Origin of the sequence: Kitasatospora sp. NPDC058406 (assembly GCF_042722765.1) — a bacterium.
Lineage (GTDB): Bacteria > Actinomycetota > Actinomycetes > Streptomycetales > Streptomycetaceae > Kitasatospora.
The window spans coordinates 1-15,899 of record NZ_JBHXKE010000217.1; the positions used below are offsets into that span (position 1 = coordinate 1).

17 protein-coding genes are annotated in these 15,899 nt (G+C 73.9%); 9 read left to right on the forward strand and 8 right to left on the reverse strand.

Annotated elements, in window-relative coordinates:
* Window positions 1–28 precede the first annotated feature (28 nt).
* A complete protein-coding gene (locus tag ACFWOG_RS31710; protein WP_329881806.1) occupies window positions 29–664 on the reverse strand; it encodes an MBL fold metallo-hydrolase in 636 nt (211 codons plus the stop codon).
* On the reverse strand, window positions 661–1,746 hold the full coding sequence (locus tag ACFWOG_RS31715) for an S-(hydroxymethyl)mycothiol dehydrogenase (RefSeq protein WP_329881805.1): 1,086 nt from the start codon (window positions 1,744–1,746) through the stop codon (window positions 661–663). The genes ACFWOG_RS31710 and ACFWOG_RS31715 overlap by 4 nt, the downstream gene beginning before the upstream one ends.
* Window positions 1,747–2,192: 446 nt before the next feature.
* Here ACFWOG_RS31715 and ACFWOG_RS31720 point away from each other — a divergent pair, with 446 nt between their 5' ends.
* Both ACFWOG_RS31720 and ACFWOG_RS31725 read left to right on the forward strand, forming a co-directional pair.
* Window positions 2,193–3,434 (forward strand): cytochrome P450, encoded by a 1,242-nt coding sequence (locus ACFWOG_RS31720; protein WP_329951115.1) that lies wholly within the window; start codon window positions 2,193–2,195, stop codon window positions 3,432–3,434.
* Window positions 3,435–3,595: 161 nt separating this feature from the next.
* A complete protein-coding gene (locus ACFWOG_RS31725; protein ID WP_380362503.1) occupies window positions 3,596–3,880 on the forward strand; it encodes a ferredoxin in 285 nt (94 codons plus the stop codon).
* Between the two features lie 88 nt (window positions 3,881–3,968).
* On the opposite strand, the gene ACFWOG_RS31730 is transcribed toward ACFWOG_RS31725, so the two are convergent.
* The gene (locus ACFWOG_RS31730; protein WP_329951117.1) at window positions 3,969–5,198 is read right to left on the reverse strand and encodes an aminoglycoside phosphotransferase family protein; all 1,230 of its coding nucleotides are present in this window, start codon (window positions 5,196–5,198) and stop codon (window positions 3,969–3,971) included.
* A 132-nt stretch (window positions 5,199–5,330) separates the two neighbouring features.
* Here ACFWOG_RS31730 and ACFWOG_RS31735 point away from each other — a divergent pair, with 132 nt between their 5' ends.
* Window positions 5,331–5,891: a hypothetical protein gene (locus ACFWOG_RS31735; RefSeq protein ID WP_355405252.1), complete on the forward strand. Its 561-nt coding sequence runs from the start codon at window positions 5,331–5,333 to the stop codon at window positions 5,889–5,891.
* Between the two features lie 114 nt (window positions 5,892–6,005).
* Here ACFWOG_RS31735 and ACFWOG_RS31740 read toward each other — a convergent pair whose 3' ends face one another.
* The gene (locus ACFWOG_RS31740; RefSeq protein WP_380362506.1) at window positions 6,006–6,941 is read right to left on the reverse strand and encodes a PhzF family phenazine biosynthesis protein; all 936 of its coding nucleotides are present in this window, start codon (window positions 6,939–6,941) and stop codon (window positions 6,006–6,008) included.
* A 167-nt stretch (window positions 6,942–7,108) separates the two neighbouring features.
* Entirely contained in the window at window positions 7,109–8,206 is a 1,098-nt protein-coding gene (locus ACFWOG_RS31745) for a DUF5937 family protein (protein WP_380362508.1), read from the reverse strand.
* Window positions 8,207–8,306: 100 nt separating this feature from the next.
* On the opposite strand from ACFWOG_RS31745, the gene ACFWOG_RS31750 reads away from it, so the two are divergent.
* From ACFWOG_RS31750 to ACFWOG_RS31765, 4 genes are all read left to right on the forward strand, one after another.
* Window positions 8,307–9,683 (forward strand): MFS transporter, encoded by a 1,377-nt coding sequence (locus tag ACFWOG_RS31750; RefSeq protein ID WP_380362510.1) that lies wholly within the window; start codon window positions 8,307–8,309, stop codon window positions 9,681–9,683.
* Window positions 9,684–9,858: 175 nt separating this feature from the next.
* Complete coding sequence (locus tag ACFWOG_RS31755; protein WP_329881797.1) at window positions 9,859–10,662, forward strand: MBL fold metallo-hydrolase; 804 nt, start codon at window positions 9,859–9,861, stop codon at window positions 10,660–10,662.
* Window positions 10,663–10,668: 6 nt separating this feature from the next.
* Entirely contained in the window at window positions 10,669–11,100 is a 432-nt protein-coding gene (locus ACFWOG_RS31760; RefSeq protein ID WP_329951123.1) for a nuclear transport factor 2 family protein, read from the forward strand.
* Window positions 11,101–11,288: 188 nt separating this feature from the next.
* A complete protein-coding gene (locus tag ACFWOG_RS31765; RefSeq protein ID WP_380362513.1) occupies window positions 11,289–12,575 on the forward strand; it encodes an NAD(P)/FAD-dependent oxidoreductase in 1,287 nt (428 codons plus the stop codon).
* Window positions 12,576–13,002: 427 nt separating this feature from the next.
* Here the strand turns inward: ACFWOG_RS31765 and ACFWOG_RS31770 are convergent, their stop codons facing one another.
* From ACFWOG_RS31770 to ACFWOG_RS31780, 3 genes are all read right to left on the reverse strand, one after another.
* Window positions 13,003–13,149: a hypothetical protein gene (locus tag ACFWOG_RS31770; RefSeq protein WP_380362515.1), complete on the reverse strand. Its 147-nt coding sequence runs from the start codon at window positions 13,147–13,149 to the stop codon at window positions 13,003–13,005.
* A gap of 158 nt (window positions 13,150–13,307) precedes the next feature.
* Complete coding sequence (locus ACFWOG_RS31775) at window positions 13,308–13,463, reverse strand: hypothetical protein (protein ID WP_329881793.1); 156 nt, start codon at window positions 13,461–13,463, stop codon at window positions 13,308–13,310.
* Window positions 13,460–13,696 (reverse strand): hypothetical protein, encoded by a 237-nt coding sequence (locus ACFWOG_RS31780; RefSeq protein WP_329881792.1) that lies wholly within the window; start codon window positions 13,694–13,696, stop codon window positions 13,460–13,462. The genes ACFWOG_RS31775 and ACFWOG_RS31780 overlap by 4 nt, the downstream gene beginning before the upstream one ends.
* Window positions 13,697–14,202: 506 nt before the next feature.
* Here ACFWOG_RS31780 and ACFWOG_RS31785 point away from each other — a divergent pair.
* Together ACFWOG_RS31785 and ACFWOG_RS31790 are read left to right on the forward strand one after the other, a co-directional pair.
* Complete coding sequence (locus ACFWOG_RS31785; RefSeq protein WP_380362517.1) at window positions 14,203–14,970, forward strand: helix-turn-helix domain-containing protein; 768 nt, start codon at window positions 14,203–14,205, stop codon at window positions 14,968–14,970.
* 91 nt (window positions 14,971–15,061) lie between these two features.
* On the forward strand, window positions 15,062–15,727 hold the full coding sequence (locus ACFWOG_RS31790; protein ID WP_380362519.1) for a DUF5919 domain-containing protein: 666 nt from the start codon (window positions 15,062–15,064) through the stop codon (window positions 15,725–15,727).
* Window positions 15,728–15,899: the final 172 nt, after the last annotated feature.

Sequence of the window (15,899 nt, forward strand, 5' to 3'; positions counted from 1 at the left end):
CGGTCACCCCTGCGGCGGCTCCCCCGGATCAGTGCCCGCGGGCGATCCACTCCGCGAGGGCGGGTGCCTCGGCGCCGATGGTCGTCGGGTCGCCGTGGCCGGTCCGGACGACGGTCTCCCCGGGCAGCGTCAGCAGCCGGTCCCGGATCGAGTCGATGATGGTCGGGAAGTGCGAGAACGAGCGGCCGGTGGCACCGGGCCCGCCGTGGAAGAGGGTGTCGCCGGTGAACACCGTGCCCAGGTCGGGGGCGTAGAGGCAGACCGCCCCCGGGGCGTGGCCGGGCGTGTGGAGGACGGTCAGCGTGGTGCCGGCCACCTCGATGCGCCCGCCGTCGGCGAGCTCGCCGTCCGGGAGGCGGTCGGGGTGGGTCAGCTTCCACAGTGGGAGGTCGTCCGGGTGCAGCAGGACCGGCGCGCCGGTGCGCTCGGCGAGCGCGGGAGCGGCGTCGATGTGGTCGTTGTGCGCGTGGGTGGAGACGATGGCGACCAGCCGTCGCCCGCCGAGCGCCGCCTCGATCGCCTCGGCGTCGTGGGCCGCGTCGATCACCACGGCCTCGGCGTCGTCGCCGACGATCCAGACGTTGTTCTCCACCTCCCAGCTGCCGCCGTCGAGTTCGAAGGTGCCGGCGGTGACCAGCCGGTCGATCCGGGCCGCGCCGCTCACAGGACCACCACCGAACGGAGCACGTCGCCGTGGTGCATGCGCTCGAACGCCTGCTCCACCGCGTCGAGTTCGATGGTCTCGGTGACGAACGCGCCCAGGTCGAGGCGGCCCTGGAGGTAGAGGTCGATCAGCATCGGGAAGTCCCGCGAGGGCAGGCAGTCCCCGTACCAGGAGGACTTCAGCGCGCCGCCGCGCCCGAACACGTCCAGCAGCGGCAGCTCCAGCTGCATCTCGGGCGTCGGCACGCCGACCAGGACGACCGTGCCCGCCAGGTCGCGGGCGTAGAAGGCCTGCCGGTAGGTCTCCGGCCGGCCGACGGCCTCGACGACCACGTCGGCGCCGTGGCCTCCGGTCAGCTCACGGATCGCCTCGACCGGGTCGGTGTCCTTCGAGTTGACGGTGTGGGTGGCGCCGAGCTTCTCGGCGGTGGCGAGCTTGCGGTCGTCGATGTCCACCGCGATGATCTTCGCCGCGCCGGCGAGCCGCGAGCCGAGCACGGCCGCGCTTCCCACGCCGCCGCAGCCGATCACGGCGACCGTGTCGCCCCGGCCGACGTTGCCGGTGTTGATGGCGGCGCCGATGCCCGCCATCACGCCGCAGCCGAGCAGGCCGGCGACGGCCGGCTCGGCGGCCGGGTCCACCTTGGTGCACTGGCCGGCGGCGACCAGCGTCTTCTCCGCGAACGCACCGATGCCCAGGGCCGGGGACAGCTCGGTGCCGTCCAGCAGGGTCATCCGCTGCTTGGCGTTGTGGGTGTTGAAACAGTACTGGGACCGCCCGCGCCGACAGGCGCGGCACTGGCCGCAGACGGCGCGCCAGTTGAGGATCACGAAGTCACCGGGAGCGACCTCGGAGACGCCCTCGCCGACCGACTCGACGATGCCTGCGGCCTCGTGGCCCAGCAGGAACGGGAACTCGTCGTTGATGCCGCCCTCGCGGTAGTGCAGGTCCGTGTGGCAGACACCGCAGGCCTGGATCCGCACCACCGCCTCACCCGGCCCGGGATCGGGGACGACGATCGTCGTCACCTCTACGGGCGCGCCCTTGGCACGCGCGATGACTGCCTTGACCTGCTGGGCCATCCGATTCCACCTCCGTCGGCCGGCGCGACTCTGCAACCGGCTTGACCTGCGTCGACGCGAGTCCGACGACTCGCCCACGAAGCCTAGCGTCCGGCCCGGCGGCCTTCCGTGGAACGGCTCCGGTGATCCGGCTCACCACGGGATCGGAGGCACCCGGGGCCGGGTTCGGCGCGGGGGCCGGGAGGACGGCGGAACCGGTCCGTGCGGCGGGCGGAACCGGCCGCCCGCAGGGGCGCGCGAGCGCTGCCGAGCGCCCGTCAACGTGCTCTCGGCGCCCCGGCGTTGGCTGGAATCGTAGCTGACTGTGGCCCGTCGCCCACGTACGGTCGAACCGAACCTGGCCGACCGGCACATCGCCAACCGCCCTGCCGTCCCCGCGCACCGCCCGGATCCACCCCCCGCACGGCCGCCGCCCCGCGGCCACCGCCCTGGAGTCTGGAGTACGGATGTCCGCCGAGAACAGTGCCACCGGTGCCGGAACCGGCACCGACCCGAACCCCGGAACCGCGTCCGCCGTGCTGCCGCCCCTGCACTGCCTGCGCCTGCTCGCACCCGGCCCGCCCCGGCTGGCCGCGCTGCCCACCGGCACCCCGGTCTGGCTGGTCAGCCGACACGCCGACGTCCGCAAGGTGCTCACCGACCAGCGCCTGGGCCGGTCCACGCTCTACGCGCCCGGCGCCCCGCCGGTCTCCCGCACCCCGAACCTGCTCGACGACCCGTCCAGCATGCTCAACATAGACGGCGCCGAACACCAGCGGCTGCGCCGCACCGTCCAGCGCGCCTTCACCCCTCGGGCGACGGCCCGCTGGCGCCCGTGGGTGGCCTCGGTGATCGAGAGCCTGCTCAACGAGCTGATCGACCAGGGCTCCCCCGCCGACGTCGTCGCCGGCTACACCCGCCCGCTGCCGGTCGCCGTCATCAGCCGCCTGATGGGCCTGGACGGCCTCGACGGCAAGCGCCTCGCGCACTGGAGCGACCACGCCCTCTCCACCTCCGCCTACTCGGCGGAGGCGATCCGGACCGCCATGGACGAGTTCGCCGCCTTCGGCGCCGACCTCATCGCCGAACGCCGCGCCGCCCCCGGCGACGACCTGGTGAGCGGCCTGCTCGCGGCCGCCGCCGAGACCCCGGGGATCACCGAGCAGCAACTGGTCTCGCTGGTGATCGGCCTCGTGGTGGCCGGGCACGAGACCACCATGACCTCGCTCGGCAACGCCGTCGTCTACCTGCTCGGCGACGGCCGGGACGCCTGGGGGCAGCTCGCCTCGGACGAGCGGAGCGCCGCCGCCGCGACCGAGCAACTGCTGCGCGCCGTCCCGCTCGGGGACGCCGACGTCCTGCCCGGCCTGCTGCGGCGGGCCGTCGAGGACGTGGAGATCGGCGGCGTGCTGATCCCCGCCGGCAGCGTGGTCGCCGCCAGCACCGACGCCGCCAACACCGACCCGTCGGTGTTTACCGGGGACCTGCTCACCGAGCTGTTCTCCCCGCTCGCCGGGCCGATGCTCACCTTCGGCGCCGGTCCGCACCACTGCCTGGGCGCCTGGCTGGCCCGGATGGAGCTGGAGCTCGCGCTGCACCGGCTGGCCCGCCGGCTCCCCTCGCTGCGGCTCGCCGAACCGGCGGACGCCATCGACTGGCGGCGCGGTCTGCTGACCCGCAGCCCGCAGAGCCTCCAGGTCGCCTGGTGACGGCCGCCGGCCGTCCGGCCACCGAGCCGGGCACCGAGCCGGGCCTTCGGACGGGCTCGGGGCCGGGACCGGCTCACGGCCCCGCCACTACCACCTCTGCCACCACTGCCACTGCCGCCCCGGTCGCCACGCACGCGGCCGAGCCGGTGGTGGTCGTCCGGGTGAACCGGGACCGGTGCATCGGCTCGGCCATGTGCGCGAACACCGCACCCGGCTCCCTGACCCTCGGCGCCGACGGGCTCGCCCGGCCGTTGAACGGCCCGTTCGCGGACGCCGACGACGACCTCGCCGCGGAGTTCTCCGGGGAGTTCTCCGGCCACCTCCCCGAAGGTCTCGCCGGAGAACACCTGACACCGGAGCTGACCGACGCGGTCGACTTCTGTCCGGTGGAGGCACTCGCCCTGTACGCCGCGCACGACGGCCGCCCGATCAGCCCGACCGACTGATCCCGGGCCGGCCTGAACGCCCACGGCCGTCGGAGCCCCCGGCCCGGAGCGCCGACGGCCGCACGGCGGACACCGCACCCGTCGGGCGTCAGCCCGCCGCCCGCAGTGCCTGCCGGACCTCCGAGGCCGGGTCGCCCTCGTGGTACGGACGCTCGCTCACCTCGATGTGGTCCAAGAACTCCTGGTACCGGAGCGCGTACGCGAGGTGGTAGAGCGGGCCGACCAGGTCCAGGGCCCGCTCCGGCTCGCAGCCGGGTAGCTGTGCCCGCCACGCGCCCGCCCACTCCCGGGCCACCTGCGCCCACCCCTCCTCGCTCACGAACGCGCGCGGCCGCATCCCGTCCATGGCCGGGTGGCCGAGGCAGGAGTCCGCGTAGTCGATGACCACCGGATCCCCGCCGTCGGAGCGCCAGTTGCCGGGGTGGAAGTCACCGTGGACGAGGGTCTCCGGCAGCCCGCAGGCGGCCAGCTCCTCGACCAGGGCGGGCAGCCGGGCGGCGAGCACCCGGGCGGCGGCGAGCTCGTCGGCCGTCAGGTCCGACTCGGCCTCCAACCGGTCCAACAGGCCGTCGACCCCGGCGGCGAGCGCGCGCGGGGTCCGGTCGCGCAGACCGGCCGCGGCGGCCCGGCCGTCGGCCGCGAGCACCGCCTGGGCGGTGACCAGCCGCGACACGGCGCCGGCCACCTCCGCCTCCGAGGGGCCCCAGCAGTCCTCTCCGGCGACCTCGTCCAGGAGCAGCCGGCCGGCGCCGGGGTCGGCGGCGATCACCGACGGCACCAGCGCCGGGTCCACGGCCCCGAACAGCGCGATCACGTCCGCCTCGCGGGCGTTGAACGCCGGGTTGATCACCTTCAGCCAGGCCGGTCCGGCGGCGGTCGGGAAGCGGAACAGCCCCGACAGGTTCCACGTCCGGACCTGCTCGGCCCGACCGGTGGCCGGGCGGCCGGCCGCGGCCAGCTCCCGTTCCGCCCAGGCGAGCGCCTCGCGCAGCCCGGACGGCGTGGCCCAGCCCGCCCGCCGCTCGGCGGGTCCGAGGAGTGCGGCGACGTCGGGCTCCGCAGGCCGCGGCGCCGCCGCGGCCGGGCGCTCCCACGTCTCCACGTGGTAGACGGTGTGTCCGCCGCCGCCCCCCTCACCGCCCGTCACCCCGGTGAGCCGGACCACCACCACGGGCACCCCGACCTCCGCCGCGACGCGTTCGGCCACCGGCCCGGCCGACGACCACCACGCCTCCGCCAGCTCGAAGGGGCCCACCGGGCCCAGGTAGTCGTCCCCGTGGGTGAGGTGGACGCTGACCGTCCGACCGTTCGCTCGCATCCGGGCATGTTCCCCCAGCTCATCCCATCCGCGCGAGCGATTTACCGCCCCGTCCGGGGCCGGTGCGGATCATGGCCGGTTCTCCGGGTGCGGGGCAGACGCGGCGGGCGCGGCTGCCTACGCTACCCAGCCATGCAGACAACCACTTCGGCGACGAAGCGCACGGGGCTCGTCGCCGCACTCGTCCTGTTCCTCAGCCTGATGGGCTTCGGTGGGCAGGCCACCGCCGCGCCCGCCGTCCTGGCGCCGCACTTCGCCCTGAGTGTGGACCACGCCACGGTGACACCCGGCCAGGTCGCCAACCTGACCGTGACGTTCACCAATCCGCAGACCACTGCCGTGCAGTTCCTCTACCTGTGGCTGCCGATGGTCGAGGTCGGCCCGCAGCCCGCAACCGGTGCGCGCGCGGAGTTCGTCGGATGTACCGGCGACGTGAGCCTGTGCGACTACCAGAGCAGCCGGGTGATCCTCAACCTGACCTCGCCCCAGGTGCCGATCGATCCGGGGACCAGCCGGACCATCACGCTGTCCTTCCGCTACCCCGCGACCTCCGACTGCACCGTCCACCCGGTCGTCGACTTCGCCCCGCACTACTTCCACTACGAGTACGCACTGGGCACGCTGTCCCACGACGGCGCGGAGGTCCCCACCCCCGCCGTCACCAGCACGCTGGTGTGCCCGCCCACGGTGTAACACCCCACCGCGCGCTCGCACCCCACTTGTCCTTGTTCGTCCCTACTCGTTCCCCGTTCGTCCCCCGCGGGGGCGAACGGGGACCGCCACCGGCCGGGCCGGCCGCCGCACCGCCTACCGGATCGCCACCGCCGCGCCGGACACCCGCACGCGGGTGTCCTCCTCGCGCAGCTCCACCCGCAGCACGCCCGGGCGGCCCAGGTCCTCGCCCTGGTGCAGGGTGAGGACCACCGGGTCCGCGACGGCGCCGAGTTCGCGCAGGTAGGCGCCGAAGGCCGCGGCCGCCGCGCCCGTCGCCGGGTCCTCGACCACACCGCCGACCGGGAACGGGTCCCGGACGTGGAAGACCTCGGGGCCGGCGCGCCAGACCAGTTGGACGGTGACCAGGTCACGCGCGGTCATGAAGGCGGCCAGGCCGTCGAAGTCGTAGGCCAGGCGGGCCAGCCGGTCGCGGGTGGCGGCGGCCAGCACCAGGTGCCGGGCGCCCGCGTAGGCGATCCGGGGCGGCAGCGCGGCGTCCAGGTCCCCGGGCGCCCAGCCGAGCAGCGCGAGCGCCTCGGCGACGTCCGCCCCGCCCACCTCCTCGACGTACGGCTCGACGCTGGTGAGGGTGGCGCGCAGCGTGCCGTCCGCGCCCTTGTCGACCTCGACCGGGACCTCGCCCGCCGCGGTGACGAAGACGTACCGTCCGGGACCGACCTGCTCGGCGAGGGCGACGGCGGAGGCGACGGTGGCGTGGCCGCAGAAGGGCACCTCCGTCAGCGGGCTGAAGTACCGCACGGTGTAACGCCCCTCGGCCCCGGCCTCGACCTCGGCCCCGCCCGCCCCGGCGGGGACCAGGAAGGCCGTCTCCGAGTAGCCGACCTCGGCGGCGAGGGCGAGCATCCGCTCGGCGGAGAGCCCGGAGGCGTCCAGCACCACGCCCGCCGGGTTGCCGCCGCCCGAGTCGGTGGCGAACGCGGCGTAGCGGAGGATCTCGGGCCCGGCGGCCCCGGCGGATGCGGAGGACTCGGGAGTCAGGGGGGTCGCCGACACGGCGTCACTGGTCATGTCCGCAAGAACGTGGCAGGTCACGCCGCTGTTCCCGATCGCCGTCCCCGTCCGGCGGCCGACCCCTCACGCGGCCCGCCGGCCCCGGTGTTCCGCACGCCGCACCGTCAACGCGGCGCCGTCAACGCGGCGCCGTCATGACGCCGTGCCGTCACCACGGCCCGCCGTCAGCGCAGCACCGCCTCCAGCAGGTCGGTCCCGAGCCGGGCACTGCCCGCCAGGTCGAGCCGGTAGAGCATGTACCGCCCGCGCCGGTGGGTGACCAGCAGCCCGGCCTTGCGGAGCACCGCCAGGTGCCGGGACACCTCGGGCGCGCTGAGCTGCCAGGCCGCCGCCAGCTCGCCGGTGGTGTGCGGCCCGCGCGCGATGGTCCGGGCCAGCCGCAGCCGGACGGGGTGGGCGAGCGCCTCCAGCCGCTGCTGGACGACGGCCAGCGAGACGGGCTCGGGCACGCCGTCCTCGGCCAGGGGGTACTGCACCACCGGCCGCCACCCGGCCGTGTGCACCACCACCAGGTGCGGCCGGCCGAACGCCGTCGGGATGAAGGTGACGCCGCCGGCGCCGGCCCCGTTGGTGGCGTTGTCCTGCAACTTGTCGACGACGATCCGGCGCCGTCCCCCGCCGGCGTCCTCCAGCGCCACCGAGGAGGAGACCGCCGCCAGCGCCTCGGCGGCGCCGCGCCGCACCAGCAGGTCGGTCTTCCGCCGGGCGTCGGCCGCGAGGTCGGGCAGCACCCGCCGCCAGGCGTCGGCGAAGAACGCCTCCGCGCAGTCCTCCAGCATCCGCCGGACCAGGGCGCGGACCGCCGTCGGGTCGGTGAGCAGCCGGTCCGCGAAGTCGGCCTGCCGGGGGCCGCGCGCCAGCGCGAGTTCGCGGGCCCGCTCCTGCGCCACCGGATCGGTGAGCGGCGAGGTGATCCGGTGGGCGAGGCGGGAGGCCCCGCAGGTCAGCACCAGCGCGGCCCGGACGTACTGCTCGTCGTCGATCCGGTCGACGGCGTCCAGTTCGTCGGCGAGGGTGGCGCCGGGGATTCCGGGGACGAGGAAGTCGGCGCGCGAGGAGCGCCAGAGGAAGTCCGCCTCGGCGAGCCGCTCGGCGAGTGCGGGCGGGACGGACGCCGTGGTGCTCGCCGCCCACCCGTGCCGCTCGGGATGGTGCGCCGGCTCGCCGAGGACGTGCAGCATCGCGCTCATCTCGGCCAGCGGCGAGGGGGTGAAGATCAGGCGCTCGTCGGGCAGGGAGGTGATGTCGATGGTCAGGCTCACGCCCTGATCCTGCCACCCGCCCGCCGGCGGACCCGCGTCGATTGACGGTACTCGTCAATCGACGTGCCCGCGCGCGGGGTCCGGGCGGACGGTACCGGCCATGACCCCGTTCCAGAGCCCGGCCCGGCAGCAGCCCGCGCCACCCGTCCCGACCGTCGTCCCCGACCCCCGCACCGTTCCGGATCCGGCTCCGGCAGAGCCTCCGGCCGGTCGGCCGGGCCCGAAAGGCCCCGCGGGCCCGGCCGCCCTGATCTCCCTGCTCACCGCCGCCGGCGGTCGCCGCTACGCCGCCGCCCTCGTCGTCGACGCCCTCGGCACCGGCCTGCTCCGGCCGTTCCTCCTGCTCTACGGCATCGGCGTGCTGGCCCTGGACGCCGGGACGGCCGGCCTGGCCATGTCGGCCGGCATGGTCGTCGGCCTGCTGGTCCTCCCGCTCACCGGCCGCTGGATCGACCGGGGCGCCCGCAGCCTCCCGGCGGCGGCCACCCTGCTGGTCCGGGCGGCCGGCGCGCTGACGCTGCTGCTGTCCGACGGGGTGGCCGGCTTCACCGCGGCCGCCGTGCTGCTCGGCGTCGGCAGCCAGTCCTGGCCGACCACCCACGCCGCCGTGGTCTCGACGCTCACCGAGGGCCGCACCCGGGACGCCGCGCTGGCGGCCGGCCGGACGCTGCGCAACGCCGGTCTGGGCGCGGGCGCGCTGCTCGCCACCCTGGCGGTGGCCGGCGGCTCGGGCACGATCCGGCTGCTCGCCGGAGTGACCGCCGCCGCCTGCCTGGTCGCGGCGGTCCTGGTCCACTCCCTGCGGGTCGACACGAGCCGGCCGCCCGGCGCGGCCGACGCCCCGGGCACCGGCGGCACCGTGGCCACCGGGAAGGCCGGCGGCGCTCCCTCCGGCCCGGCCGCGACGGGCCCCGAGCTGCGGCGGATCACCCTGCTCAGCCTCGCCAACCTTCCCTACTCGTTCTCCTTCGACGTGCTGGAGGTGGCGCTGCCCGCCCTGCTGGTACTGCACCTGCACGCCTCCCCCGCCTGGTCGTCCGGGGTGTTCGTGGGCAACACGGTGCTGGTGATCACGCTCCAGCTGGCTCTGGTGCTCCGCCTCGCCGACCGGTCCCGACGCGCGGTGCTGGCGGCCGGCGGCGCCGCCCTCGCGCTCTCGTACCTGGGGTTCTGGGCGGCCGGAACGCTCGGCGGCACGGCAGGCGCCGCGACCGTGGCGGCCGTCTCGGTGCTCTTCACCCTCGGCGAGATCCTCTACTCCGGCTCCGGGACGGCCCTGGTCGCCGCCACCGCACCGCCGCAGCAGCTCGGCCGGGCGCTGGCCCGCTGGGAGCTGTCGATGGGCGTCGGCCGCGCGCTGGCTCCGGCGGCCCTGACGGCCCTGCTGGCCGTCGGCCCGGGCGTCCTCTGGGGGGTCCTCGCCGCCACCACCCTGCTCGCCGCCGCGGCCGTCACCCGCCTCGCCCCGACCGGGTGACCCCCGACCGCCCGGCCGTTCGACCGTTCGGCCTCCCGCCCCTCAGCCGCCGGGCCGTCCACCCGCCGGCCCGCCCCGGGGTGCGGGCGGGCGCGCGGTCGCCGATGCTGGGCGGCGACGCGTGGACGCACTCCGCGCGGGACGACGCGCCCGGCCGCGAGGAAGGACACCCCGCATGAGCGCCCTCGACTTCGAGATCATCGACAGCCCCGACAGCTCCCTGAACAAGACCTCCGTGCTGGTGACCGGCCCGAGTGACGCCCTGCTGGTGGACGCGGGGTTCACCCGGTCCGACGGGCGCCGGCTGGCCGAGCGGGTGAGGGCCACCGGCAAGCGCCTCACCACGGTGTTCGTCAGCCACGGGGACCCGGACTTCTACTTCGGCGCCCAGGAGGTGCAGGACGTCTTCCCGGAGGCCCGGTTCCTGGCCTCCGCCCTGACCGTCGAGCACATCGACGAGACCTTCGACACCAAGCTCGCGGCCTGGGAGCACCTGGGCCCCGAGCTGCCCACCCGGCTGGTCCGCCCCGAGGTGCTGCACAACGACGAGCTGGTCTTCGAGGGACACCGGTTCGAACTGCGCGGCGCCGACTTCCACCTGCCCGACCGGCACTACCTGTGGCAGCACCACCACCGCGCCGTCCTGGGCGGGGTCCTGCTCTTCCAGGGCCTGCACGTGTGGACGGCGGACACCCCGACCCCGGAGCAGCGCGCGGCCTGGATCGGCCTGCTCGACGACATGGCGGTGCTCGAACCGGAGTTCGTGGCGGCCGGCCACCGGACGGCGGGCTCGCCCACCGACACCGGTCCGATCGACCACACCCGCGACTACCTGCGGGCCTTCGAGACGGAGGTCGGCCGGGCGCCGGACGCGGCGTCCGCCAAGGAGGCGCTGGAGCGGAGGTTCCCGGAGCTGGGCATGACCTTGGCGGTCGACCTCGGGACCAAGGTCGCCAAGGGCGAGATGACCTGGGGCTGAGACGCGATGATCGAGATCCCGAGGTCCACCGCCGCGTTCGCCGAGTCCGACGCGCCGGCCGACGTGGTCCGCCGCCAGTACCTGGCCTCGGCGCGCGGCGATCTCGCCGCGCTGCGGGCCACCCTCGCCGAAGACGTCGAGTGGACCGAGATGGCGGGCTTCCCCCTGGCCGGCACGTACCGGACGCCCAAGGGCGTCACCAGCGGGGTGATGGAGCGGCTGGCCGCCGACTGGGAGGGCTGGACCGCGCACGACGACCGCTACGTGGTGGACGGCGAGAACGTGGTCGTGCTGGCCCGCTACACGGCCGTCCACCGGGTGACCCGCCGGTCGCTGGCGATCCGGGTGGCGCACCACTTCACGGTGCGGGGCGGCCGGATCGTCCGGTTCGAGCAGTTCACCGACACCGCCCTGGTCCGCGACGCGATGTCACCGTGACGCCCTGACTCCGCCCCCACCCCGCTCCGTCCCCACCGTTCCGGACCGTCCGTACGCGGTGGGGCCGCCGCCCGGTCCTCGTCACCCGTTCGGGGGAGCCCGCGCGGCGCGCCCGAGTGCGGTCTCGACAGCCCCGCCGGGCGACGGCAGGCTGTCCGTGATTCCGGCCGGAGAGCGAGGAGTTCACCATGAGCACGGACAGCACGGACAGCACGGGCACCACCGGCGGTACCGGCGGCACGGGCGACGGCGGGACGGAGCACCCGTACGTCATCGTCGGCGCCTCCCTCGGGGGCGCCAAGGCCGCCCAGGCACTGCGCGAGGCCGGCTACCGGGGCGGCATCGTCCTGATCGGCGACGAGCACGAGCGCCCGTACGAGCGGCCGCCGCTCTCCAAGGGCTACCTGCTCGGCAAGTCCGCGCGGGAGAAGATCTACGTCCATCCCCCGCAGTGGTACGCGGAGCACGACGTGACCCTGCGCCTGGGCACGGCGGTGACCGCGATCGACCTGGCGGCGCACACCGTCACGCTGGCCGACCACAGCCGGGTGGAGTACGCCAAGCTGCTGCTGACCACCGGTTCGGTGCCGCGCCGGCTGCCGGTGCCCGGCGCCGACCAGGACGGTGTGCTGTACCTGCGCCGGGTCGAGGACAGCGACCGGATCCGGGCGGCGTTCCGGTCCGGCGGGCGGATCGTGGTGATCGGGGCCGGCTGGATCGGCCTGGAGACGGCGGCGGCGGCCCGGGCGGCGGGCGCCGAGGTGACCGTGCTGGAGGCGGCCGAACTCCCGCTGCTCCGGGTGCTGGGCCGCGAGGTCGCCCAGGTCTTCGCCGACCTGCACCGCGACCACGGGGTGGACCTGCGGTTCGGCGCGAAGGTCGCGGAACTGACCGGCGAGGACGGGCAGGTGACGGGTGTCCGGCTGGCCGACGGCTCGTCGGTGGCGGCGGACGCCGTCGTGGTCGGCATCGGCATCGCCCCGGACACCGGACTCGCCGAGGCGGCCGGGCTGGAGATCGAGAACGGCGTCAAGACCGACGAGCACCTCCGGACGTCGGACCCGGACGTCTACGCGGCCGGTGACGTCGCCAACGCCTTCCACCCCCAGCTCGGCCGGCACATCCGGGTCGAGCACTGGGCCAACGCGGTCAACCAGCCGCAGACGGCGGCGCGGGCGATGCTCGGCGAGGACGCCGCCTACGACCGGGTGCCGTACTTCTTCTCGGACCAGTACGACCTGGGGATGGAGTACGTCGGCTACGTGGAGCCGGGCGGCTACGACAAGGTGGTGTTCCGGGGCGACGTGAAGGCGAAGGAGTTCATCGCCTTCTGGCTGAAGGACGGCCGGGTGCTGGCGGGCATGAACGTGAACATCTGGGACGTCGTCGATCCGATCCGCAACCTGATCCGGTCACAGCGGACGGTGGACGTGGACCGGCTGACGGATCCGGAGGTTCCGCTCGGCGACGTCTGAGACACGTCCGGCACTCCGGCTCGATCAGCCGACCGTCCGTGATCCTCACGTCGGTTCGGCACGGAGCCCCCGGACAGCGCCCGCTGTCCGGGGGCTCTGCTCCACCCTTCGTCACCGGGGTCGTCGGGAGAAGGTGGTCCGGCCGCCCCGTGGGGGACGTTCGACGGCCGGACCGGTCCGATGGGTCCCGGGCTACGCTGGAACCGCTTCCGGCTCGGGTGCGGGCGCCGTGTCCGGGTGGTCCGTCAGCAGCCGGGCGGGGGCCTCCGGAGGCGTGGGTCCGGGACCGATCGGACCGGGGTGTGTGGTCATACTGGTGTCTCCTCACACGGTGGGGTGTCCGACGTCGGCGACGCCGGAGCCGTTCTGTGGTGCGGAACCCGTCCCGGTGGCTGCTCTGCCACGATCCGGCTGCCGGGACGGGAGCTCAACGCCCTTTGCGCCCCAGGCGGGCAGCCGTGGTGTTGGCGTTGTTGGCGTGGGTGATCGACTTCCCGGCGGCCTTGCCGTTGTCGCTCTTCTCCCGCGCGTCGTTCGTGTGGGCCTTGGCGGCCTGGCGGTGCTGATCGCTCAAGGGCGGGTCGGGATCGCGAGCCATGGTCCGGTGTCTCCTATCCGAGTCGGGGGTTGAACGCCGTCAGAAGCAGCACGGCGAAGAGCGCGATGCCGGCCAGCGAGACGGCGACCGCCAACGGGCCCGGTGACGGGCCTCGGTAGTCCTCCATGCCGTCGTCATCCACCGTGCTCGGCCTCACGGTGTCGTGCGGCGTGGATCCGGGCGTCGACAGCCCGGGAGTGGTCTTCGGCCTCCTCGGAAACCTGCTCCAGCGCTGCCCACGCGGCACACACCAGGCAGTTGACGACCTCGGGCCCGGTCTCCGTGATCACAGCTCGTCCTTCGGCACCATGACCCACGGCGTCGTCACGACGTGCGCGTAGCTCCGGTGATCCTGGTGGTCCCGCAAGTGCTTCCCGGGCCACTGCTGTGCGACCTCGAACGACTCCGTGACCGGGCTCTGCGCCGCGCACGGCCGGCCGTCCTCGGACTCCCCTTCGCACCGGTAGCGGTGCAGGACCGGGGGCCGGTCGGGTTCCACGTCGATCCGCAGCACCCAGTCCATGAACCGCCACCGGCCGCGAACCGGGCGGGGAACGTCGGACGACGATGCCAGCGTGCTGCTCTCCGCCTCCGCGCCCGCTTGGATGACCCTCGCCAGCCCGTTCCGTGGGATTCGGAGGAGGTGGGTCCACGGGTCGACGGGCTCCAGCCTGCGGGCCGTCATACCGACCGCCGGCTGACACAGGTGACGCACTCGCAGTGCGCGAGGATCGCGTCCCGCTGGAGGGCTTCGCCGGTCGAGGTGAAGTCGCTTCGCGGCGCCGACCGGTAGTCGTCCAAGGGATGCCACGTGACAGTCTGCGGCGGCCCTTGCCGTGCCGACTTCACACGCGCGGACGACGATGCCATGAGATACCCCTTACAGTCCGTAACGTCACGGGGTGGACAGGGCTGATCGTGTCGCGTCCAGCACAGCCGTTGCGACGCCGACAGGGCGTCACTATGGCTGCTTTGACAAGACGTCATTTAGGTGTCGTAGAAACACTTTTGGGGATTAGATTTAGAGGCATGACCTCACCCAACGAGTCGTTCCGTGCCGTACGGCTTGGCCTCCGCCTCAGCCAGGACGAGCTTGCCCGCAGGCTGCGCGACGTCGGCGAGCAGTTGGGCGAACCCAACGACGCCAGCAAGCGGCTTGTGCAACGCTGGGAGTCCGGAGAGGTTCGCGCGCCTCGACCCGTGTACCTTCGAGCGCTGGAGGCCGTGACCAACGTGTCTGCCGACCGCCTTGGCTTCACGTCAGCTCAGCTACCCCCGCGAGTCACGGACGACGGGACTGGAGGACACGACATGACCTCCGACCGCTCGTTCCCAACTCCTCAGCCGTTGCCCGCCCCCACGGGGGACGACTACAGCGGGGTCTGGCTCAGTCACTACGAGTACTTCAGCAGTAGCCGTGAGAACACGTACTCGGGGCTGCACCACGTGGTGCTCACCCAACGGGGCAACCGGCTTGCGGCGTCGTCGCTACCGGGCGCCTCGTCGAACGCCGATTCGCCACTTCACCTCGACCTGACCGTCGACCGCAACGTGGTCACGGGCACCTGGACCGAGCAGACTGCCGACGACGGCTACTACCGAGGGGCCCGCTACCACGGCGCGATTCAACTGCTCGTGGACCCCACGGGGCGGCGCATGACCGGCAAGTGGATCGGCTTCGGGAAGGAGTTCGACGTCAACACCGGCCCGTGGGAACTCACTTTGCTGGATCGGTCGACCGCTGATGACGCCATTCGTCGGTTCAGCGTCGTCCCGACGCTGCCCGACCCCGCCTGATCCAGGAGCACGGAGTCGGTGCCGCGCCACCGGGACATCCGTATCGGCGAAGGTCGCACGGACCCGGCCGCGCCGGCCGTCGTCGAAGACCGTGGAACGCTGGGTATCGGATGCGTCGATCGTGCCGCATCAGAGGAACCGACTGGACGCGTGCGCGGCCCTAGGGGTTGATGAACAGATGATTTGGCCGGCGGTGGTTCGGTCGACTGTCAAGACCGGCCACGATCGTGAGGTTTTCGCCGTCTACCCGTACCGGTCAGCCTGCCCCCAGGACGTGTGGGGGCAGCTGATCGCGGGGGCCTCGGCGGACGTCTTCCTTGCCGGATACACGAACTACTTCGTGTGGTTGGAGCAGCCGGCGATCCTGCAGACACTTCGCCGCAAGGCTGCTGAGGGCTGTCGCATCCGGTTCCTCATGGGCGACCCCTCGTCGGAGACGACCGTCCAGCGGGAGCGCGTCGAGGACGTTGCGCTGACCGTGTCCACCCGGATCCGGATCACCCTGGAGCATCTCGCCAAGCTGGCGGACGTGACAGGGGTGGAGGCACGGTTCAGCGCTCCCGAGGACGGTCCCAACCATGTCGGTCTCAGCGTCTTCCGCTTTGACCACGACGCACTGGTGACCCCGCACCTGGCACGCGTCGTCGGCCACGACTCACCCATGATGCATCTCCGACGCCAACACGACGACGGCCTGTTCGATCGGTTCGCCGCACACGCCGAGGAACTCTGGGAGCGCGGCGTCCCGACGTTCTAGCCGCTCAGGTCGGGTGGCAGCACGCGCTGACCTCCTACCCGGGGCACGGCTTCCCGAACTGCCCCCCTCCGACGAAGCGGCCCGCCCCGGGAATCGGATCCCGGGGCGGGCCGTCGGGGCCGCGGGCGCCCGCGCCCCCCCGGGGGGGGCCCCGGGCCCCGCCCGGGGGGCC

Bases quoted from the DNA above. Each gene is read 5' to 3' on its own strand.
- ACFWOG_RS31750 (WP_380362510.1), top strand. From the start codon at position 8,307: ATGACCCCGTTCCAGAGCCCGGCCCGGCAGCAGCCCGCGCCACCCGTC.
- ACFWOG_RS31730 (WP_329951117.1), bottom strand. From the start codon at position 5,198: ATGCGAGCGAACGGTCGGACGGTCAGCGTCCACCTCACCCACGGGGAC.
- ACFWOG_RS31720 (WP_329951115.1), top strand. From the start codon at position 2,193: ATGTCCGCCGAGAACAGTGCCACCGGTGCCGGAACCGGCACCGACCCG.
- ACFWOG_RS31735 (WP_355405252.1), top strand. From the start codon at position 5,331: ATGCAGACAACCACTTCGGCGACGAAGCGCACGGGGCTCGTCGCCGCA.
- ACFWOG_RS31765 (WP_380362513.1), top strand. From the start codon at position 11,289: ATGAGCACGGACAGCACGGACAGCACGGGCACCACCGGCGGTACCGGC.
- ACFWOG_RS31755 (WP_329881797.1), top strand. From the start codon at position 9,859: ATGAGCGCCCTCGACTTCGAGATCATCGACAGCCCCGACAGCTCCCTG.
- ACFWOG_RS31715 (WP_329881805.1), bottom strand. From the start codon at position 1,746: ATGGCCCAGCAGGTCAAGGCAGTCATCGCGCGTGCCAAGGGCGCGCCC.
- ACFWOG_RS31740 (WP_380362506.1), bottom strand. From the start codon at position 6,941: ATGACCAGTGACGCCGTGTCGGCGACCCCCCTGACTCCCGAGTCCTCC.
- ACFWOG_RS31785 (WP_380362517.1), top strand. From the start codon at position 14,203: ATGACCTCACCCAACGAGTCGTTCCGTGCCGTACGGCTTGGCCTCCGC.
- ACFWOG_RS31760 (WP_329951123.1), top strand. From the start codon at position 10,669: ATGATCGAGATCCCGAGGTCCACCGCCGCGTTCGCCGAGTCCGACGCG.
- ACFWOG_RS31780 (WP_329881792.1), bottom strand. From the start codon at position 13,696: ATGGACTGGGTGCTGCGGATCGACGTGGAACCCGACCGGCCCCCGGTC.